Genomic DNA, 21,639 nt, shown 5'->3' with positions numbered 1-21,639 from the left:
CACTCATCCGCGCCGAGACATCTGATCATAAGCCCAAATACCAGTTTTATAAAGTCTTGTAATAATCAAAAACAATAGCCCAACTGTGAGAACATAAACCAACGTTGTCGATACGCTCGTTAGTGTCTCAATACTAGCGGCCAGACTAAGATAAGCCTCTAATGGCCAGCTTTCTACTGGCATTCCATTACCCGCATTCAAGTAGGCGATAATACCGAACAGACCTATAAGAATAGTGATCATGCCAGCAAGTCTACGATTGTCCATTTCATCTCTCGTTTATCAAAATCAATTAACTGTCTTCTTTGTGGTGTAAGGCTTATCGTTGATTCATTAAAAAACCGGTTTAAAGATATCTTTTTTGTTTTGAGCTAACTATATCGAGCATTCATTGGTTTATCAAGCGTTCAAAGTCAATGCTATGGCACCGTCGAACCACCATCGACCGCAATAGATTGTTCAGTGATGGCTGCACTCAAATCAGATGCCATAAGCAGTGCTAAATTGGCAAAATTTATTCCATTTATATGACCATCAATTGAATTAGAGACAGGCGCCAGTATAACGATAAGCATCTGGCTGAAGCTACGTCTAAACGTCTCATAGTATGATTGCAGATTGGCGTTATTGACCTTGCCCCTTTAAAAACCAAAGGACAATGACCATAATAGTAAGATTACTTGCTCGTATTTACTGGTTTATTGTTTATAAGCTTTTATCCATTTGTACTACCTTCTTTAGGAGAGAAATTTTGACCCATTTATCCTCGTCCCACCTATCCCTTAGCACTACTGCCTCTCTCAGTCGTACGCTGCCAAAAGCCTTATTGGCGATGACAGTGGGTTTGGCACTTGCCAGCTGTAGCAACTCTGATAATGCATCGGCTGATGGTAGTGCTGCCGCGAGCGATGTGACGCTTAATTTGTATAACTGGTCAGAATATATGCCGCAAGAGGTTTTGGATGGCTTTGAGGAAGAGACGGGTATCAATGTGAATTACACCACGTTTGATTCTAATGAGGCCATGTACGCAAAGCTAAAGTTGCTTGATGATTCCAGTCAATATGACCTTGCTATTCCATCGACCTATTATGTCGAAAAGATGGCAAAAGAAGGTCTTTTACAAGAGCTGGATAAATCCAAATTAACCAATTTTAAAAACCTAGATACCTCATTTACCAATACCAAAGTTGATCCTGAGAATAAATACTCGATCCCTTATATGTGGGGCAGCACAGGTTTGGCAATCAATGGTGATACGGTTGATGCTAGCAAGGTAAACAGCTGGAACGACTTATGGCGTCCTGAGTATAAAGGTCAGGTGATGTTGACCAATGACGTACGCGAAGTATTCGGTATGACATTATTGACACTAGGTTATTCAGGCAATAGCAGCAACCCTGATGAGATTAAAGCCGCTTATGATAAGCTGACGACCCTCATGCCAAACGTCAAAACCTTTAATTCTGATGCAACGCGTATGCCCTACATTGAAGGCGAAACAGCGCTTGGTATGAGCTGGAATGGCGAAGCTGTTATGGCAAACGATGAAGGTCTAACCAGCTTGGTTTATAAATATCCTACTGAAGGCGCAATCTTGTGGATGGACAACTTCGTCATTCCAAAAAATGCCAAACAGGTCGATGCGGCCCACAAGTTTATCGATTACTTATTGCGTCCTGAAGTCGCCAAGATCGTCAGTGAAGAGATTGGCTATGCCTCACCGAATTTAGCAGCGCGTGAGCTCATGGACGAAAGTGTGCGCAACAACGCAACGATTTATCCAAGCAAAGAAGTATTGGCCAAAGCTGAATTCCAAGAAGATGTGGGTGATGAAGCCTTGCAAGTGTATCAGCAGTATTGGGACAAGCTAAAAACTGGGCGTTAATCCTTTCTTCTGTACCCTTAATAATACCGAAATAAAAACGCTGACTTTTTGAGTCAGCGTTTTTTTATAAGTGCAAATCTGTCTCACCGCCTTGCTGCTTGATTTTTCTCTGCTCACGACGCTGATAGCCCAGACCTGAAGCGGCATACCAATGCGGCTTGGTGGTCTGCAACAAGTCACTGAGCTGCTGCAATTGCGCTTGTAAGGTCTTGGTTAACCAAAAGTATCCTTGCCACTCAAATGCCAAGTGATGGACGCTTGGGTATTCTGATACAGTAATGCGCGTAATGGGACGAAACATCTCATCACTTGGACTACGCAGCACTGCTGCCATGTGCTGCATGGCTTGAGTCAACTCATGCTGATAATGAATCAACAGCGTGTGGTTTTCATCATCAATCTCAATATTTGCCAAACGCGGTGCCGCACTTAATAACAAATCAATAGTGCCAATAATATTGCGATGCGTACGTTGAATGGTCTCTAGGGTCTCTTTTTTGATGCCTGATTCACTCGCAGTCGCTGCGATATGAGGACGTACCGCCAGCAATCGCTTATTGATCTGCTGTAATGAGGTGACCAGCACTTTATCAACGGGCACATCATTAGCAGGAAAAGCGACGGTATTTGGTTGCTTGGCCGTGTGCTCAGTTGCACCTTCTGTGGCATCAATGTGATTGCCCACCCCTGCATAGAGACTGCCACAAGCCTCAAGATTACTTGCCAATAAAAAGCGCCACATCAAGGTAGATTTGAGCGGCAAAATCAACGTCACTGCGACCGCAACACCAGTTCCAATTAAAATATTAAGGACACGGTAAATCCCATCTTGAGCGATAGTGCTATGGCCCAAGTCTGAGACAATCATCAGCATAGTGATACCCGTCAGTAACCCTGTGTACCCAAGTTGCCTGATTGCCAAATAGCCAATGATGCCACTTAGTAAGCCAATGAGTGCATAATCTACCCATAACCACGCACCGACATTGTGAGTAAACCAAAGCACACCAAGCGCGGTAACAATACCGAACAATGTACCAAGTACTCGCTCTTTGGCCTTGGTATAGATCGCCCCTTGATACTGTAACAAGCCCAATATGATAAAGACCGTAATGGTCGTCCACTCTCCATGAGGAAGATTGGTAAGTTTGTTCGCTAAAAACGCCAGTATTATTGCCACACCCAAACGTATGGCGTGCAACACATCCGCATACTGATAGCGAACATAAGGCTCAATAAACGGTGCGGTAAATCGTTGCCACATAGGTAATTTCACGCAAAACCACTCTTGTTAGTTGATGGTTAGAATCAGGAAGATAAATGACAAGCTACAAGTGAACATGCTAGCAGCCACATCTGTATTTACAAAGCCATTCTCAAAAAAAAACGTCTTTTGCCTATTAAAAGACAAAAGACGCTTGAGGTCAAAGCTCATGACTACTTTAAGTAAAAGCTTTTACTTATACTTCTAAGAAATCAAGGATACCTTCTGCCGCTTCACGGCCTTCCCAGATTGCTGTCACTACTAAGTCAGACCCACGTACCATATCACCACCCGCAAATATCTTTGGATTATTGGTTTGGAACTTAAAGGTTTGCGACTCCAGAGCCAAGACCCGACCAGAGCTGTCCATTGATACTTGCTGCGACTCAAACCAGTCAGCAGGACTCGGTCTAAAACCAAAAGCCATAATCACGGCATCACAAGCAATGATTTCTTCTGAATTGGGAATGGGCTCAGGGCGTTGACGACCGCGGTTGTCAGGCGCGCCTAGTTGGGTTGTGACCACTTTGACCCCATTTACCTTGCCGTTCAAGCCAATGATTTCAGTTGGCTGACGGTTGAACAAGAACTCAACGCCCTCCTCACGAGCATTGACCACTTCACGACGCGAGCCTGGCATGTTTTCTTCATCGCGGCGATAGGCACAGACCACTTTTTCGGCGCCTTGACGGATACTGGTACGGTTACAGTCCATGGCGGTATCACCACCGCCCAACACCACAATTTTTTTGCCTTTAAAATCGATATACTCTTCAGGGTTCTTTTCCCAGTCGTTACAGCGATTCACATTGGCAATGAGGTAATCTAGCGCATCATAAACGCCTTCTAACTCTTCGCCTGCAAAACCGCCGCGCATATAAGTATAGGTTCCCATACCCATAAAGACGGCGTCATAATCGCTCAATAGCTCATCAATACTGATATCCGTACCGATTTCTGTTTCAAGACGGAATTCGATGCCCATGCCTTCAAAAATGACGCGGCGATTACGCATCACGTCTTTTTCCATTTTGAACTCTGGAATACCAAACGTCAGCAAGCCACCAATCTCTGGACGCTTATCAAAGACGACTGGCTTGACGCCATTTCTGACTAGAATATCTGCACAACCAAGTCCTGCTGGTCCTGCGCCAATGATGGCCACCTTTTTGTCCGTCCAAACCACATCTGACATATCTGGACGCCAGCCTAAGGCAAAGGCTGTGTCATTGATGTATTTTTCAACATTACCAATCGTCACAGCACCAAAACCATCATTGAGCGTACAAGCGCCTTCACACAGACGGTCTTGCGGACAAACGCGACCACAAACCTCAGGCAGCGTGTTGGTGCGGTGACACAACTCTGCCGCTTGAAAGATTTGTCCTTCGGTCGCAAGCTTGAGCCAGTTGGGAATATAATTGTGTACAGGACACTTCCATTCACAATACGGGTTACCGCACTCAAGACAACGATGCGATTGCTGTGATACCGCTTCGCTCTCAAATGGTTTATAAATTTCAACAAACTCCGTTGAGCGCGTTGCAATGTCTTTTTTCGCCGGATCGAACCTTGGTACATCTAAAAACTGAAAACTATTTTCTAAGCGTTTTGCCATGGTAAAAATCTCTTTTATAGTGGGCGGTGACAACCAGCAATACTCAATCAAACTTATCATTTAAGACGCGTGGGCAGCTGTTGTCACTTACCTGCTTAAAACCTGTGAGTTAAAATACCTCTAAAAACCTATTGCTAAATGACCAATCAAAGTCATAACAGACCCTCTATTGAGGATCAGCCATGGTGGTTTTAAGAAGGCTCGCAATGTTCGCCGCTTTTGGCTTCACTAAGTAAAACTTACGAATGTAATGTTCAAAATCAGCCAATATCGTCTGACCCCATGCACTGCCAGTTTTGTCTACATGCGTTTTGATCACTCGTTGTAAGTAAATACGATGCTCTTCCGTTTGCTCGCTTGAGATACGGTTCAAATCAATCAGCTCATGGTTGCAGCGATCAAAGAAATCACCATCCATGTCGAGCACGTAAGCGAAACCGCCTGTCATGCCTGCACCAAAATTCAGACCAGTGCGGCCCAATATGGTAACGATGCCCCCTGTCATATATTCACAGCAATGATCACCAGTGCCTTCAATGACGGCATGCGTACCAGAGTTACGAACCGCAAAACGCTCACCTGCTGTACCCGCTGCATACAATTTACCACCAGTGGCACCATACAAGCAGGTATTGCCAATGATGGCGGTGTCTTGTGCGTTAAAGCTTGAGTCTTTTGGTGGATAAATGACAATCTCGCCACCTGCCATGCCTTTACCGACGTAATCGTTGGCATCGCCTTCAAGCTCAATATTCAAACCGCCAGCATTCCAAACGCCCAAACTCTGCCCTGCTGTGCCTGTCAGGTGCAGTTTGATTGGCATATCACTCATACCAAGATTGCCCCACAATTGAGCAATTTCGCCAGAAATACGAGCGCCGATAGAGCGGTCACAGTTACCAACATAATAGCTATAGTCGCCGCCTGTGCCTTGACGAATACTTAATAACATATCACTGATCATCTGCTCAGCGAGTAAACCTTTATCAAAAGGCTCGTTTCGTGCTACTTGACACGTTTGCGCTTTACCCTCTGCTGCTGGATGACTGAACAATAATGGCGTTAAATCAAGATGACGCTGTTTATCGGTATTACCCTCTAACACTTCAAGCAAATCTGTACGTCCAACCAACTCTTCCATACTACGAACGCCCAGTACTGCAAGCCACTCACGTGTCTCAGTTGCGACGAATTTGAAGAAGTTGATTAACATCTCAGCCTCGCCAATGAAATGATCATCGCGCAACATGGCTTTTTGTGTGGCAACGCCTGTCGGGCAGTTGTTAAGGTGACAGATACGTAGGTATTTACAACCAACCGCAATCATCGGTGTGGTACCAAAACCGAAACTTTCTGCGCCAAGAATCGCCGCTTTTACCACATCAAGACCCGTCTTCAAGCCGCCATCCGTTTGTACACGGACTTTATCACGCAGTCCATTGACACGTAACGACTGATGAGTCTCAGCCAGTCCAAGCTCCCACGGTGAGCCTGCATGATGAATAGATGACAGTGGAGACGCCGCTGTACCGCCATCATAACCTGAGATGGTAATCAAATCCGCGTAGGCTTTTGCCACCCCTGTTGCGATGGTACCAACGCCAGGGCGTGAGACCAATTTTACCGATACCAAAGCATCTGGGTTGACTTGCTTTAAATCAAAAATCAGCTGCGCCAAATCTTCGATAGAGTAAATATCGTGATGCGGCGGTGGTGAAATCAGCGTCACCCCTGGTACAGAGTAACGCAAGCGCGCAATCAACGCGTTGACCTTACCACCTGGTAGCTGACCCCCTTCACCTGGTTTTGCGCCTTGAGCGACTTTGATTTGCATCACTTCTGCTGAGCGCAGGTATGCTGGCGTCACCCCAAAACGACCCGAAGCAACTTGCTTGATTTTAGAGTTGCGTAGCGTACCATAGCGGGCTGGATCTTCACCGCCTTCACCAGAGTTCGAGCGTCCACCGATGGTGTTCATCGCCATGGCAATGGCTTCGTGCGCTTCAGGAGACAATGCTCCCAATGACATGCCTGCTGAATCAAAACGCGTCAAAATCTCAGAGATGTCTTCAACATCATTAACATCAATACTGTTGTCCGTCTTCAACTGCAATAAATCACGCAACGTCGCGACTGGGCGGCTATTGACCAGATTGGCATACTGACGATAATTCTCATAGTCGCCTGTGCGTACCGCCGTGTGCAAGCTGTTGATCACGTCTGGATTGAAGGCATGGTACTCTTTGTTAAAGACAAACTTGAGCAAACCGCCTTGATCCAGTGGTGCACGGCGTTTAAAAGCATTCGCTGCCAATTGCGCTTGATCGGCTGCCAAATCTTCAAAAGTTGCGCCTTTAATACGGCTTTGCACCCCTTTAAAGCATAAGTTTACGACTTCTTCAGACAGCCCGACTGCTTCAAACAATTGAGCACCGCGATAAGACACAATGGTAGAGATACCCATTTTTGATAAGATTTTTAATAACCCTTTATCCAAGCCTTTACGGAAATTCACTCTCGCTTGAATCGGATCGCCGAGCAGCTCACCTGTTGCGACCAAATCATCAATGACATCGTAGGCTAAGTATGGATAAATACAGGTCGCACCAAAGCCAATCAATACCGCCACTTGATGCGAGTCACGGGCAAGACCTGTCTCCACAATCAAGTTGGCATCGGTACGAATACCGCGGGCAATCAGATAGTGATGCACAGCGCCTGTCACCATGATCGCGTTGGCAGGCACTTTGTCTGCATCGATGGCTTTATCAGACAGTACGATCAATGTATTACCAGCACGGATGCTGCTCTCCACCTGCTCACAGATACTCTTAATAGCATCAGACAAGCCCAAGGTGCGATCATAGTTCAAATCAATACGAGCGGTCTTGAACGCTGGATCATTCAACGTTTCAAGCTGCTGCATTTTACTGGCTGACAATACTGGCGACGATAAGATAATACGGTGCGCGTCTCTTGCTGAAGGCGCAAACACATTGGTTTCAGCGCCTAGGCACGTTTGTAATGACATTACGATAGATTCACGTAATGGGTCAATCGGTGGATTGGTTACCTGCGCAAACTGCTGACGGAAGAAGTCACCGACATGGCGGATTTGCTGCGACAGTACCGCCATCGGCGTGTCATCACCCATCGAACCCACTGGCTCTTGACCGTTTTCGGCATTGGGACGAATGATTTCTGTACGCTCTTCGTTGGTGATGTGATACATCTTTTGTAAGGCTTTTAGCTTATCACCGCGGCAAGACTGCGCTGCCAAGGTTTCTTCCAAACGCTCATCATCACGAATACGTGTTGCCTCTTCACGCAGCCATTTGCGATATGGATGCGCCTTTTTGAGTAGGGTTGCAATGGCTTTGGTATCTAAAATTTGACCCGTCAATGTATCAATAACCAGCATTTGACCTGGACCAACGCGACCCTTTGCCAATACATCTTGTGGCGCATAATCCCAAACGCCAACCTCAGAGGCGACCGTGATATAACCATTTTTGGTCGTTACCCAGCGCGATGGACGTAGGCCGTTACGATCCAGCATACAAACAGCATAACGTCCGTCTTGAATCACTAGACCTGCTGGACCATCCCACGCTTCCATATGCTGCGAGTAAAACTCATAAAATGCGCGCAAGTCCATATCCATGCTATCGACATTCTGCCATGCTGGTGGTACTAGGATTGACATTGCGTGGAACAGATTCATGCCACCTGACATCAGTACTTCAAGCATATTGTCTAAGCTTGAGGAGTCTGAGCCTGTGCTATTTACTAGAGGGGTTAGCTGATTCAACTCAGGCAATTTTTTAGATTTTAGCTTTGGTGTGCGTGCTTCAGACCAATTACGGTTACCTGTAATGGTATTTAGCTCGCCATTGTGAGCAAGATAGCGGAATGGCTGCGCCAGTGGCCAGCGCGGTAGTGTATTGGTTGAAAAACGCTGATGAAAGACCACAATGTGAGAGGCCAAACGCTCATCTTGTAAATCTAAAAAGAAGGCTGGCAAGTCTGATGGCATCACCAGACCTTTATAAATAATCGTCTGGCAGCTCAATGAGCAAACATAAAACAACTCATCTTCAGTCAGACGCTGCTCTGCTTTTTTACGCGCAACAAACAGCTTACGATTGAAGTCATCTGCTGCCAAATCATCAGCCGCATTCACAAATACTTGCTTAAAATCTGGTAATGTCTCACGACCAATCTCGCCGACAATACTCAAATCAAGTGGTACATCGCGCCAACCAGCGACGTCTAGCCCTTGTGCCACCAGCTCCTCGTTTAGCACTTGCTGGCTATGGTTGGCTTTTGTCTCGTCCGTATTCACGAATACCATGCCCACGGCAAAATTATCCGTCACGACGAATTGCTGTTCAGCGGCAATATTTTTAAAAAATTTGGTTGGCATTGCCAATAATAGGCCACAACCGTCGCCCGTTCTACCGTCAGCAGCAACACCGCCGCGGTGGGTCATACAGCTCAAGCTATGAATAGCAGTTTTTACCAAATTGTGGCTGGCTTCACCCTCAATGTGAGCAATCAAACCAAAACCGCAATTATCAGAAAAATCATCTGGCGTGGCCAGGTGGGTTTGCGAGGAAATCATTGACATAGCTGGTCCTTTTAAGTAAACGGGTAGCGTATATATCCAATGCGGCACATAAGCTGACACCCGTAGGCAGAACGGGCTGATAATTAATATTCGTATATCAACATTAATAAATGGCGTGATGCTCATACACATCATATTTGGAGAGGAAAATTAAAACTCACCCTTTCCAGTTATTAGATGATGTTTTGACGGATAATTGGGATATCAACAGGCAGTCAGCAGTAACCCTTTACAATGGGAGGAAATACGACCCTGTATATCCGTTATTCATTCATCAATGATGTACTATCGCATCTTGAGTAACGCTTGTCACTGTGTCATGCCTAGCGCTTAAAACTGCTAAGCAAGGCTTTGAATGACAGTGCATTCGATTGGTTTTGAATATCTGACGCTCTGTATTCAAGCGCTTTAGTCACCCTAATCAAAGCGACTATAAGAGAGGTTGGACCACTTATGAGCGTTTTAATACAAAACGCAAGTAGCCACGCTTGAGACAACAAGTTTTAGTAAAATGTTCTATAAATGCCAAAAACCTTACTAAATAATTGTTAAATATACAGTTTTTACGATAACTATACAGAACGTCGCCCACAGTTATATTAGTTAATGATTTGGAAAAAATCTAGTCTTTTCTATCAATTCATTAGCCATATTTTGTAAGACTACGTATTCCTATTGGTTATAAGACAAAAGAAAATACTAATCTGGCACTAAATTAGAGTAACGTTTCTTGGCCTCAAATAGAGTAATCATTACAGGTTGGGCAGCATTAATAAAACCCTTCCAACATAGTTGAATACCGTTATAGTTAAATAATAAAGCCCACAAAAAAACCCACTCAGTATGTCTACTCGTGGGTTCTTTGTACTTCTTATTATGACTGAATAACAGCAACCATTACATACTAGTTGTTCTTATCTTCAATCAGCGCTTTCATACTATCAGGGTTAGCCTTAGGAGCCGCATTGGCGTTCCTGCTGGTACTGTTCGAATTTGCGTTACCGTTGGTAGTTGGCTGCTTAGGAGCGGGTACGACTGGCGGTTTTTTAGCAGCGCCGTTATCTGCCTCAGATCCTGACGGTTTTTTGTTGTCTTGGCTCGCAGGTTTGGCAGCGCCCTCTTCGCTCTTAGGCGGTGCAGATGTAGTGCGCTCATCAAAACCAACGATGCGCTCTTCTGTAACAGATAACGTATCAGAAGTATCAGCTGACTGGCGAATACTTTCTTCACTATAGCGCGTTGATGATTGATTGCTCTGATTGGTGTTGTTTCCTGTGTTTTGATCAGCCGCATCATTAGTTTCTTGTGTTTGCTGACGCACAGGTACTTCACGTTTGGTGGGCTTTAGATTCACAGAACGGGTGCGTTTGGTACTCAAGTCTTTGACAGGATCAGGACGCTCGTAGTTATCGATGATACCCACATAACGATTGATCTCTTCTGGCAACACGCGCACGTTATTGGGCAGTTTAAAGTCAATGAGTTTTGCGGCGCCAATCGCTTCTTGCGGGCTGCTCATGATGCCATAGGTGAGCATATAGCGCACTTGCTTCTCATCATCGAGATAACGGAAGTAAGCGAATTTTTCGCGGTCGTCACGACCTTCTAAATAACTGACAATCACGTCATTTTCAGCCACATTCATGACCTGCACTGTCCACTTACCCTTATTGGCCAGCAGATAACGTTTATCTTTAAACTCTTTGGGGTAGTTGCGCAAATCCCGAACCGTCGTATCAAAACTGATAGGCTGCACATCTGTATCCAGCTCATGCAATGATTCGATTTTCAATGGCTGTTTAAGCTCAGTACTCAGGGCTTGCGGTGTCGATATCGGGGCATTTTCGATTTTAGCACCCATCGCTGGTGTCTGACTCAACATCCAAAGTAATGCTGTGACCACACCCAGTAGTAAGGTTGCGACTAGCCATATCAAAGCTTGTCGGCGATAGGATTGGCTAGCGGTACGAGGCGTCGATCTTAAAGCAGCCATGAAAATATCCTTGGTAAAAATATAGGTAACCGCATGAAATAAATGCGTGTTCAACTAACGTTATGGCTGACCAATATATGCTAAATGGTGACGCGCAATGAACATTTACGCGCGTTGGTCACTTAATATATCATTCGCTATGTTGCGATAAAACGTCAGTCAAAAGATTGGTGTCAAACTCATTGGTTAAGACAGCCTTGCCTAATGATTTTAACAAAATAAGGCGGATTTGTCCGTGTTTCACTTTTTTATCATGCCCCATCAAGTTCAATGCCGTTTGTACATCAATAGATGGCGGTGTGGTGGGCAAATTGGCTAGCGTTAAAATACGTTTAACACGAGCAACCTCCTCGGTCGTTAACCAACCAAGTTTTTGTGACAGCTCAGCCGCTTGTACCATGCCAGCTGCAACTGCCTCGCCATGGAGCCAATTGCCGTAGCCTTGATGGGTTTCAATCACATGTCCAAAGGTATGTCCAAAGTTCAACAATGCACGCACGCCTGACTCTCTTTCGTCTTGCGCCACGATATCGGCCTTATACTGACAGCAGCGTTTTACTGCCTCGCCAAGTACCGCCAGATCTAGTGCCATCATGGCAGGTAGGTTGTCTTCAAGCCATGTCAAAAACGCCTCATCCATGATGAGGGCGTATTTAATCACTTCAGCAAGTCCTGCAGATAGCTCACGCGCAGGCAATGTTTTCAGCGTACTCATATCAGCAAGTACCATTTGCGGCTGCCAAAAGGCACCAATCATGTTTTTGCCCTGAGCATGATTGATACCTGTCTTACCACCGACGCTTGAATCTACTTGTGACAATAGCGTCGTTGGAATCTGGATAAAATTCACACCGCGCATAAAGCTTGCCGCGGCAAAACCTGTCATATCACCAACTACCCCGCCGCCAAGCGCGATCAGTGTGACATCACGATTAAAATGCTCAGCCATTAGCGCGTCATAAATTTGGTTGATACTATCCTGATTCTTATACTGCTCACCATCTGGCAGCACACATACCTTAACTGTAAACTGCCCTGCCAACTCTTCTTCTAACGCGTTTAAATATAAAGGTGCTACTGTATCATTCGTGACAATCAGTACTTGGCGACCAACAATATAAGGGACAATTTGCTTCGCCATACTGTCGTGCTCTGTCACTGTTTTTTCAGTGATGACAATGGGATAATCATGGCTTTGCGTATGAACCGTTAAGCCATCCTGAAACAATGACATTGAATACTCCCTAAACGTATGTAATAAAGTAAAAGCAGAAGACGTCGCATGACTCTACCATCAGTCGTTCGTCAGTCTTACTCTTCTTTGGGTTCTGGTTCTTTAGAGATAGAAGGAATAAATGCGCTCAGCTGCTGTAAGAGCTGATTCACCATGTGGCGTGGATAAGTATGACCGGTCGGCATAATGATATGTGCAACTTGGCGATATAAGGGATCGCGTTTATTGTACAGTTCTTGCAAGATTTTTCTGGGATTGGGCTGTTGTAGTAATGGTCTTGTTTTGTCTTTGGCAGTACGTGCCATTTGCACATCAACTGGTGCATTCAAATAGACCACGATACCACGTTGCCTTAAAAACTCTCGGTTTTCGGCACACATGACTGCGCCGCCGCCAGTCGCTAAGACAATTTGATTTTTTTGAGTCAACTCATCAATGGCTCGTGTTTCACGCTCCCGAAACCCAGCTTCGCCCTCTTTAGCAAAGATCCAAGCAATATCCGCCCCTGTCTGAGACTCAATATACCAATCACTGTCTACAAAAGAGCGCCCTAATTGCTTGGCAAGCAATTTACCGATCGTGGTCTTCCCTGCTCCCATCGGTCCTACTAAAAACACCGACGGTAATTCCTCCACCATAATACTCACTCAGCTAAATTAGGTATGATACAACGTCATTGATATTCTGGCTAGTAAGCAGTCATGATTATTGTGCGTACTGCTCAAAAGTCATGCGTAAAAAAAGCAAGCATCACTGCTTGCCTTTTTAAGTAAAAATCCATCAGTAGCTGCTTAATTCAAGCGGCTAACACCGTCATTGATGAGTTTTGGTGTAATAAATATCAATAGCTCTTCTTTGTTATTGTTACGCACATCTTTACGGAAGGCGCGGCCAATATAGGGCAAGTCTCCTAAGAAAGGTACTTTACTCACATCATTATTGGTACGGTTTCTAAAGATTCCACCCAGCACCACGGTTTGACCATCTTCTACAGTCACATTGGTTGAGATAGAGTCTTCATTGATAGCAACAATACCATTGGTAAATACTGGCGTACCGTTAGTGATCAGCAACTGCAAACCAATTTTACCATCAGGCGTAATATTTGGTGTCGCCTCTAGACTTAATGCCGCTTCTCTAAAGCTGGTTGTAGTTGCGCCGCTTGCTGATGCTTCTTGATAAGGAATCTGAGTACCAGAAGAGACTTTTGCCGTTTGCTTATCAGCTGTCAAAACTTTCGGCGTAGAAATAACCTCACCGCGGTTGTCTGCTTGCAATGCTGATAGTTCAAGATCAAGCATCACATCAGACAGGCTAAGTAGACCAAAAGCGATGCTACCTGCTGGGTTAGCCACTCCTAAATCAACGTTTAAATTATCAGGACGGCTAATATCGTACGAAGGATAAGAAACGGTCTGACCATTGACCGTTGTCGTCTCTACGTCGAAGTTTTTCAAATCCCATAAGGTTTGATCGCTACCGCCCACCAATAAGCTGCGATTATTGGCCGCACCGTTGGATAAAATACCCCAACGCACACCAATCTCTTTACTAAAGCTATCAGTAGCACTTACGATACGCGCTTCAATCATAACTTGACGCACAGGAATATCAATTTTCCCAATCAATGTGCGAATATTCTCAATGCTATTGGCGACATCTTTAACGATTAAAGTATTGGTACGCTCGTCAACCGTTACCGTTCCGCGATCGGACAACAATGTATTGTTGTCATTGGCACGGTTTGCAATACCGCTACTACTGGCGCCACCAGTCGCTCCACTACCCTGAGAAATCAGAGTTAATACATCTTGGGCTTTAGCATAGCTCAGACGAATGTATTCAGTACGCAGTGGGGCAAAAGATTCAACCGCTTGCTGGGCTTCAAGTTCACGCGCTTCTTGCTCAGCCAGTTCAGTAGCAGGCGCCACCAAAATGACGTTGCCATTTTCGCGTTTGCCTAGGTTTTTACTTTTTAGGATGATATCAAGCGCTTGATCCCACGGTACATTGATCAGTCGTAAGGTAATATTGCCAGTGACCGAATCATTCGCCACAATATTCATTTCTGTAAACTGCGCTAGAATATCTAACACACTGCGGATTTCGACGTCTTGGAATTCCATAGACAGCGGCTCACCGCTATACACTTTTTCTTCAAGCGTTGGTTCACGTAGCAATTCAGGCTTGCTGATACTAATATTTAACTGATTACCTGACTGATACGCTTGATATTCATAGTCTTCCGCCATGTTGATAGTGATAACACCGTTTTGGCCTTGGTTTTGGGTATCAATGCTACTCACAAGACCACTATTGATGTTTAAGCGACGTAACAGGTTTCTAGGTACGGTACTGCCAGTCAAACGTACGACCAGTTTATTACCTTGACGTTGCACATCTACTGGAATGGCTTCGTTGGCAAGTACCATGCTGACATCACCGCCACCATCGTTACCTGCCGAAAAATTAACTGCGCTCAGACCATCATAACTGTATTGTTTACTGACCTGTGCAGAAGCAAGTTGCGGGTTTAATAATGGATTAACTCTGACTACCATCGTATCAGCTGGTACTTCATTTTTTACTACCGCCGTGCTGGTTGTACGAACCGCAGCAACAGGGGCAACGCTGGTCTCAACGATTGGTGTCACAACTGCCGTGGTCGTCATCGCATTGCTGTTATTGATTACGTCTTGAACCGGGTCATTAGTCACAGCAGGGCGAGCAGGATCTGTGATGGTGAGTAGTAGATCGTTACCTTCAATCTCTGTCGTATAATTACCTGACTGTTTAAGACCAACAATAAGACGCGTGGTACTGTCGCTACTTAAAGTAGTGACCTCATTGACCATCCCAACATTGTACTCATTAAAACGGCTTACCAAGCCGTTTTGTACCTGTTCAAAATCTAGTACCAAACGACTCGGATCATCAAGCTGATAAGCGGCAGGTAATACTGGCGCGCCTGCAAAACCCAAACGCATTTGTGTTACAGCAGGCGCCGTTTGTACCACAGAGATGTTGTTAATACGCTGTGCAGCATGGGCACTGCTACTCACTGCTACCATACTGATTGCCAATGCTGAAATGGCAAAAGCAGAAGACACGCGGTTGCTCATCATCATTACCTTGTTATTGCGTACTGTCATTATGTATTCCTCAAAAAATCTGCCGACTTAGCTTATAGGGGAAACCAGCGACTGGGGTTTTTCAACAAACCCAGCGCGGCTGTCTGGCACAATTTCAATCAAGTTAATCTGAGTCGGCGTGATTTCAACAATACGGCCGTCATTTAATCCAAGATAATCACCTACTTTTACACTAGCAACCGAGCCATCAGGGCGTTGTATCAACGCGTATTGCTGGCCTTCTGGCGAAATCACCACACCGCGAAAGATCAGTTGCGATAGCTCATACTGTTCAAGAGGTTGTTTTACCCTTGTAATGTCTGGGCGCACACCATCGATAGAAGTGGTAGGACCCTCTACATTGACCAAGCTTGGCGGCAAAAATGGGCTACGCAGGGCACTGGCACTATAAACAAAGTCTTCTACCAATTCAGCCTTGGGCGGTGGCTCAATGGGCTGTGCAGGTTGATTACGTATATCGGCCATTGCCTGTTCTGCCAAGCCAATACGATCCGTACATCCTGTTATTGATAAAGCAGCCACACTCAAAGCCAGTAGCGTAGGCAGTTTTTGAATGTTCATCAATTGCCTCCAGCAGTATCAGGGGTAGCAGCAGCGTCACCTGCCGCCGCAGTTTCTTCGCCTTCAGGAGCGGCTTCTTTTGAGCGGTACGTTTTGGTTTGTAATACCAAAGTAAGCTCTGGTAGCACATCCAATGACGGCTGAGGGTTATTCACCTCAAAGTCGTGCATCGTGATGATTCGCGGCAAAGCAGCAAGACCACTGATAAAGCTGCCAAATTGGTGGTAATCACCCAAAGCAGCAATACGAATAGGCTGCTCAATAAAGAACTCGTTTTCAATTTCAGGCTCTACTGAAATATCTTGGAAGCGGATGTTACTACCCACGCCTGTCATGTTGATGCCCTCGACAAGCTCCGACACACGAGTATCCTTTGGTAGCTGATCAAGCAAGGTATTGAACTCTGTTTCCATCTGGACAACTTGAGCTTGATAAGCTTTTAGATGACGCGCGCGTGATTCTTTTTCACGGTAGCTATCACGCAAGGTTTGTTGTTGACTTTCAGCTGCCGTGATCTCGTCGATCTTACTGCTAATCGGTAACGCCCATGCCATCGCAGCAATAAAAGTAATAATCAGTCCGATGACTGTCACTTTTACTGGCGTTGGCCAACTACCATAGTTTTCTGAATCTAACGACTCAAAACTTCGACGAAACTCTTGTAAATCAAACTGTTTTTTGGGTTTCAAATCTGATTTTTTGGTTTTGACTAGGCTTTTTTTGCGGACAAGCTTCATGACGCACCTCCAAGCCCAGCATTAGTATTGGCTTCAGTATCAGCTGGCACAGCCGACTCTGACTGTACTTTCGTTGTTACCACAAACTGAACATAGCTGTCTTCAGGGTACACAGGGCGCGGCGTTTCACTGTTGCCCGTAGTCGCAGGCGCGTTAAGCGTAGGCGCCGTCTCATAAGCATTAATGTTTTGTTGAATATTACTGACCGCTGAGTTGCCCATCCATTTACTATTGTCTAGATTGCGAATCAAGCTCGATACGACATTTGGATTATCAGCAAGACCCGTTAAAGTTAGGACATCGCCTTCGCGTTTTAGGTTGGTCAAATAGAGCGCAGGCGGTACGGCTCTTGCCAGATCATCCCACAAGCGAACAGGCACAGGACGTCGACCCTGTAAATCCTGAATGACCTGCATACGTGAGATGATATCTTCTCTACGTTGCTCCAAGCCATCGATTTCAGTCAATACTGCATCTAGACGAGCGTTTTCTTGCTCAACCAGTGCATTGGCATCCAATTGTTCATCCAACTCATTGTTAAAATAACTCCACGTAGCAAATGCAGCCAGTAGAGTCAGTAAAGTGATGGCAACCACCAGAGTTATAAACTCTTTATTGCGACGTTCGCGCTCTTCTTGTCGCCACGGTAAAAGGTTAATACGAGCCATCAGTCAAAGCTCCTTAACGCAAGACCGCAAGCGGCCATTAAACTTGGTGCATCAATGGCCAATTGCTCATTGTCAATATGTGGTGCAATGGTCATATTGGTAAATGGATTGGCCACACTAACAGGCACACCAAGTCTCTGTTGAGCCATACCTGCAAGACCTGCTATAGCGCTACTGCCACCAGCAAGCACTATATGATCGATACTACTGTATTGACTAGAGGAGAAGTAAAATTGCAATGAACGGGTGATTTGTTGAATGGTGTTTTCAATGAAAGGTGTCAATACTTCGATATAGTAGTCATCAGGCAAAGTACGCTCACGCTTACTAAACGCCGCTTCCTCAGCCGACAGGCCATAACGATTCTGTATAGCTTCTGTCAGTTGAACACCACCAAATAGCTGTTCGCGGCTATAGATAAACTCACCATTTTTGGCGATATATAAGGTCGTTTGATTGTGCCCAATATCTACCAGTGCTACTAACTCTGGAAAATTTGGTAAACTATCAGTCATCAGTCCAAAAGCACGCTCAATTGCATGAGACTCGATGTCCATCACCTTGGTTTGCATACCGCCAAAAGTTAGGGCATCAACGCGTTGGTCGACGTTTTCTGAACGAGATGCAGCAAGCAATACTTGCACCATATCATCGCTTATCAAAGAAGGACCCAAGACTTCAAAATCCAAATTGACGTCTTCCAATGGATAAGGAACATATTGATCGGCATCCAGACGTATTTGAGCTTCGCGCTCTACATCGCTTAGCGCGACATCCATATCAATAATCTTGGTAATCACAGCCGAGCCTGATACGGCGGTTGCAGCATTGCTACCCCCAACTTGACAACGCCTAGCGACAGTAGCAATAATATGACCAACCGCTTCTGTATCTACTAAAAGTTTATCAACGACCACACCTTCCGGCAGTCTCTCAATACCATAAGACTTTAAGTGAAAAGCACCCTGTTGACGCTGTATGTCAACTAACTTCACTGAGGTGGCACAAATATCCACGCCAATCAAATGTCGACTTTTGGAAGTAAATAGCCTCACAAACTCTATACCTTATATTAAGTGTACACTTTGATAGTTATTTGTAATAATTGAACACAATACTTTACTTAATAGAGAGATTCAAGCGTTTAAATTGGCCATGAAGGATAACTTACACATTTAGTGTGACCTGTGTATTTTGTTCAAGGTATAATAGCTGACCTGTTGCAAATTTTACTTAATAAGCCTTATTATGATTAAAAAAACTGCTACCGCTCGTCTCATTCATTTTTTGGTGGGACTTTTTATTGCCTGCTTAGCGTTAGCAGTTATATTAGCCCTCGCGGTGCCCATCGGTTTTTACGGCATGGCCATGTATCTATCGCCTACTTTGCCTAGCACTCAAGAAATAAAAACGGCAAATCTTGAAATGCCATTGCAGATTTATAGCAGAGATGACAAGCTCATTGGTCAATATGGCAATCGCCTATCCCTACCAGTCACTTTTCAAGAAATCCCTGAAGACTTGACTCATGCTTTTTTAGCCGCAGAAGATTCCTCCTTTTTTCAACATAGTGGTATCAGTATTAAAGGTCTTGGTCGCGCAGTTACTGAAGTGGTTACTGATGACGAAGGGCAGACAGGTGGCTCTACTATCACCATGCAGGTCGCCAAAAACTACTTCTTGAGTCCTGAGCGCACGCTAAATCGTAAGCTGACTGAGCTTTTTTTGGCACGCAAAATGGAAGACGAGCTGAGTAAGAATGAGATTTTAACCCTTTATGTGAATAAAATTTATTTGGGTGAAGGCGCTTATGGCATTAGGGCTGCTGCCAAAAAATACTATAGTAAATCATTAGACAACTTGACTATTGCTGAGATGGCCATGTTGGCAGGTTTGCCAAAAGCCCCTTCTAAATACAATCCAGTTGCCAATCCTACTCGAGCCCTGACTCGCCGCAACTGGATCATTGGACGTATGCATGAGCTGGGATATATTACTAAAGCACAGCGTGATGAAGCGATTAATGCACCAGTAGGCATCAAACTATATCAAGAAAAACTTGACGTCAATATGCCTTATCTAGCAGAAATGACACGTGGCGCTTTGGTTGAGCGTTATGGTGAGCAAGTAATGCACAGTGGTTGGCGTGTCCGTCTTACCGTTGATAGCAAAGCACAGACCGATGCAGAAGCAGCCATACTAACGGGTCTAATCGCTTATGAGCATCGTCACGGTTGGCGCGGTGCAGAAGCGAATGATGAACCATTAGAAAACTTCAGTCGCTATAGCAATATGTCTCCTGCTAAAGTCACCAAAGTCAACTATCGAAGTTTTGAAGCGACCATGCCTTCTGGTGAGAATGTGACTGTGAACTGGTCTGGTATGAGCTGGGCTCGCAAGTACATCTCTGCTGACCGTGTTGGTTACCTTCCTGATAATGCTGGCCAAATTGTTAAGAAAAACGATATCGTTCGTGTGATACCTACTGCAAATGGCAACTGGCAGCTAGGACAAATTCCTAAAATACAAGGCAGTTTGGTTTCGCTAAACCCAGAAACGGGTGCAGTGAATGCATTGGTTGGTGGCTTTGACTTTAATCACAGTAAATTTAACCGTGCCTTGCAAGGTTGGCGTCAACCAGGTTCTACTATCAAACCTCTTGTATATACCGCTGCACTAGAAAAAGGTTATCGTCCAGACAGTATTGTTTCGGATCGTCCTATCCAAGTAGGTGACTGGAAACCAAAAAACTCTGATGCACGTTTCCTAGGTGATATTACCTTACGTCGTGGTCTCTACTTATCTCGTAACTTGGTCTCTATTCGTTTGCTACAGTCTATTGGTATTTCTGATGTACGCAACTTATTAGATGAGTTTGGCCTTGATAAAGAAAAGCTACCGACCACCTTATCGCTTGCATTAGGTGCAGGGCAAGCGACGCCATTACAAATGGCAACGGCCTATTCTACCTTTGCCAATGGTGGTCATCGTATACAACCTTACTTTATTGAACATATTTATAACTATAATAATGAGCTATTATTTCAAGCTAATCCGCGTCACGCCTGCGCTTTGTGTTTCAATGAGCAGCTCGACACACTGAATAAAAAACTAGTAGAAGAACATGATCAGGCCACTACCAGTAGCACCACTGGCGATCAAGTCACCGATAAAGAACAAGATTCAGCATCTAATGATGACGAGTCGCAAAAATCTGAAGTCATGAATACAAGCGTTTATGATGCCAGCCCGCAATCGGATCGTTTAAAAGCACCTGCCGTACAGTATACGATAGCAAAACAAGCGCCGCGCATACTAAAACCGAGAGTGGCTTTTGAGATGGCAGATATCTTACGTGATGTGGTACAGCGCGGTACAGCGGTACGAGCAAAGGCTTTAGGCCGTGATGATATCGGTGGGAAAACAGGCACAACCAATGATGCTAAAGATGCGTGGTTTGCAGGCTTCCATCCTACCAATGCCACTGTAGTGTGGATGGGTTTTGATCAACCCTCTACCATGGGTCGCCGAGAGTATGGCGGCGTTGCTGCCCTGCCCGTATGGATGGACTTTATGAAAGCCCAACTTAAAGACACGCCTCACCAATGGGTTTCTATCAACAATCGCTCTAAATCTCAAAAGCAAAAGCAAAGAATAATCGAGATGACAGATGATGGTATTGTGACGGATGAAGACGCTGAAGACAGCGCGGTTGAAAAACCTGTCAAGACACAAGCTCAGCAGCGTAGAGTGCCAGTTGATACCTCTAGTGATGAGACAAACACTTCATCATCAGCACGGTCGACTAACCGTGATAACGACAGTGTGCCGCAAAATCCCTTATCAGTGACACCACTTGATGAGATGCCGCCGATGCCAGAATAAATCATCCTA

Annotated in this window: 15 protein-coding genes; 2 read left to right on the top strand and 13 right to left on the bottom strand. The window is 45.0% G+C overall.

Features of this window, described 5'->3' with window-relative positions; genetic code table 11:
• Positions 1 to 3: 3 nt before the first annotated feature.
• Both CZ794_RS00125 and CZ794_RS14130 read right to left on the bottom strand, forming a co-directional pair.
• On the bottom strand, positions 4 to 267 hold the full coding sequence (locus tag CZ794_RS00125) for a hypothetical protein (RefSeq protein WP_087039633.1): 264 nt from the start codon (positions 265 to 267) through the stop codon (positions 4 to 6).
• A 152-nt stretch (positions 268 to 419) separates the two neighbouring features.
• Positions 420 to 575, bottom strand: a complete 156-nt coding sequence (locus tag CZ794_RS14130) for a hypothetical protein (protein WP_256958792.1) — start codon at positions 573 to 575, stop codon at positions 420 to 422.
• A gap of 176 nt (positions 576 to 751) precedes the next feature.
• On the opposite strand from CZ794_RS14130, the gene CZ794_RS00120 reads away from it, so the two are divergent.
• A complete protein-coding gene (locus CZ794_RS00120; protein WP_087039632.1) occupies positions 752 to 1,888 on the top strand; it encodes a PotD/PotF family extracellular solute-binding protein in 1,137 nt (378 codons plus the stop codon).
• Between the two features lie 64 nt (positions 1,889 to 1,952).
• Here the strand turns inward: CZ794_RS00120 and CZ794_RS00115 are convergent, their stop codons facing one another.
• The 11 genes from CZ794_RS00115 to pilM all read right to left on the bottom strand — a co-directional run bounded on the left by CZ794_RS00115 (position 1,953) and on the right by pilM (position 18,800).
• The gene (locus tag CZ794_RS00115) at positions 1,953 to 3,164 is read right to left on the bottom strand and encodes an FUSC family protein (RefSeq protein WP_227681390.1); all 1,212 of its coding nucleotides are present in this window, start codon (positions 3,162 to 3,164) and stop codon (positions 1,953 to 1,955) included.
• A 184-nt stretch (positions 3,165 to 3,348) separates the two neighbouring features.
• Positions 3,349 to 4,770 carry an FAD-dependent oxidoreductase gene (locus tag CZ794_RS00110; RefSeq protein ID WP_087039630.1) on the bottom strand — a complete coding sequence of 474 codons (1,422 nt, stop codon included), beginning with the start codon at positions 4,768 to 4,770 and terminating at the stop codon, positions 3,349 to 3,351.
• Between the two features lie 166 nt (positions 4,771 to 4,936).
• The gene (gene gltB, locus CZ794_RS00105; RefSeq protein ID WP_087039629.1) at positions 4,937 to 9,400 is read right to left on the bottom strand and encodes a glutamate synthase large subunit; all 4,464 of its coding nucleotides are present in this window, start codon (positions 9,398 to 9,400) and stop codon (positions 4,937 to 4,939) included.
• 904 nt (positions 9,401 to 10,304) lie between these two features.
• Positions 10,305 to 11,393, bottom strand: a complete 1,089-nt coding sequence (locus CZ794_RS00100) for a hypothetical protein (protein WP_087039628.1) — start codon at positions 11,391 to 11,393, stop codon at positions 10,305 to 10,307.
• 130 nt (positions 11,394 to 11,523) lie between these two features.
• On the bottom strand, positions 11,524 to 12,627 hold the full coding sequence (gene aroB / locus CZ794_RS00095) for a 3-dehydroquinate synthase (RefSeq protein WP_087039627.1): 1,104 nt from the start codon (positions 12,625 to 12,627) through the stop codon (positions 11,524 to 11,526).
• 77 nt (positions 12,628 to 12,704) lie between these two features.
• The gene (gene aroK, locus CZ794_RS00090; protein ID WP_087039626.1) at positions 12,705 to 13,265 is read right to left on the bottom strand and encodes a shikimate kinase AroK; all 561 of its coding nucleotides are present in this window, start codon (positions 13,263 to 13,265) and stop codon (positions 12,705 to 12,707) included.
• Between the two features lie 153 nt (positions 13,266 to 13,418).
• Positions 13,419 to 15,779 (bottom strand): type IV pilus secretin PilQ, encoded by a 2,361-nt coding sequence (gene pilQ, locus CZ794_RS00085; RefSeq protein ID WP_087039625.1) that lies wholly within the window; start codon positions 15,777 to 15,779, stop codon positions 13,419 to 13,421.
• A 27-nt stretch (positions 15,780 to 15,806) separates the two neighbouring features.
• Positions 15,807 to 16,340, bottom strand: coding sequence for a pilus assembly protein PilP (locus CZ794_RS00080; RefSeq protein WP_087039624.1), 534 nt, complete (start codon positions 16,338 to 16,340; stop codon positions 15,807 to 15,809).
• Complete coding sequence (locus CZ794_RS00075; protein WP_087039623.1) at positions 16,340 to 17,077, bottom strand: type 4a pilus biogenesis protein PilO; 738 nt, start codon at positions 17,075 to 17,077, stop codon at positions 16,340 to 16,342. The genes CZ794_RS00080 and CZ794_RS00075 overlap by 1 nt, the downstream gene beginning before the upstream one ends.
• A complete protein-coding gene (locus tag CZ794_RS00070; RefSeq protein WP_087039622.1) occupies positions 17,074 to 17,745 on the bottom strand; it encodes a PilN domain-containing protein in 672 nt (223 codons plus the stop codon). Before CZ794_RS00070 ends, CZ794_RS00075 begins: the two co-directional genes overlap by 4 nt.
• Entirely contained in the window at positions 17,745 to 18,800 is a 1,056-nt protein-coding gene (gene pilM, locus CZ794_RS00065) for a type IV pilus assembly protein PilM (RefSeq protein ID WP_087039621.1), read from the bottom strand. The genes CZ794_RS00070 and pilM overlap by 1 nt, the downstream gene beginning before the upstream one ends.
• 193 nt (positions 18,801 to 18,993) lie before the next feature.
• Here pilM and CZ794_RS00060 point away from each other — a divergent pair, with 193 nt between their 5' ends.
• Positions 18,994 to 21,630 carry a penicillin-binding protein 1A gene (locus CZ794_RS00060; RefSeq protein WP_087039620.1) on the top strand — a complete coding sequence of 879 codons (2,637 nt, stop codon included), beginning with the start codon at positions 18,994 to 18,996 and terminating at the stop codon, positions 21,628 to 21,630.
• Positions 21,631 to 21,639: the final 9 nt, after the last annotated feature.

Origin of the sequence: Psychrobacter sp. JB385 (assembly GCF_900163785.1) — a bacterium.
Lineage (GTDB): Bacteria > Pseudomonadota > Gammaproteobacteria > Pseudomonadales > Moraxellaceae > Psychrobacter.
Note: the sequence above shows the minus strand (reverse complement) of the source record. Positions and strands in the feature narration are given on the sequence as shown.

Excerpts from the sequence above, each read along its gene's own strand:
- CZ794_RS00125 (WP_087039633.1), bottom strand. The coding sequence starts at position 267 with ATGGACAATCGTAGACTTGCTGGCATGATCACTATTCTTATAGGTCTG.
- CZ794_RS14130 (WP_256958792.1), bottom strand. The coding sequence starts at position 575 with ATGCTTATCGTTATACTGGCGCCTGTCTCTAATTCAATTGATGGTCAT.
- CZ794_RS00110 (WP_087039630.1), bottom strand. The coding sequence starts at position 4,770 with ATGGCAAAACGCTTAGAAAATAGTTTTCAGTTTTTAGATGTACCAAGG.
- gltB (WP_087039629.1), bottom strand. The coding sequence starts at position 9,400 with ATGTCAATGATTTCCTCGCAAACCCACCTGGCCACGCCAGATGATTTT.
- CZ794_RS00100 (WP_087039628.1), bottom strand. The coding sequence starts at position 11,393 with ATGGCTGCTTTAAGATCGACGCCTCGTACCGCTAGCCAATCCTATCGC.
- aroB (WP_087039627.1), bottom strand. The coding sequence starts at position 12,627 with ATGTCATTGTTTCAGGATGGCTTAACGGTTCATACGCAAAGCCATGAT.
- aroK (WP_087039626.1), bottom strand. The coding sequence starts at position 13,265 with ATGGTGGAGGAATTACCGTCGGTGTTTTTAGTAGGACCGATGGGAGCA.
- pilQ (WP_087039625.1), bottom strand. The coding sequence starts at position 15,779 with ATGACAGTACGCAATAACAAGGTAATGATGATGAGCAACCGCGTGTCT.
- CZ794_RS00080 (WP_087039624.1), bottom strand. The coding sequence starts at position 16,340 with ATGAACATTCAAAAACTGCCTACGCTACTGGCTTTGAGTGTGGCTGCT.
- CZ794_RS00075 (WP_087039623.1), bottom strand. The coding sequence starts at position 17,077 with ATGAAGCTTGTCCGCAAAAAAAGCCTAGTCAAAACCAAAAAATCAGAT.
- CZ794_RS00070 (WP_087039622.1), bottom strand. The coding sequence starts at position 17,745 with ATGGCTCGTATTAACCTTTTACCGTGGCGACAAGAAGAGCGCGAACGT.
- CZ794_RS00060 (WP_087039620.1), top strand. The coding sequence starts at position 18,994 with ATGATTAAAAAAACTGCTACCGCTCGTCTCATTCATTTTTTGGTGGGA.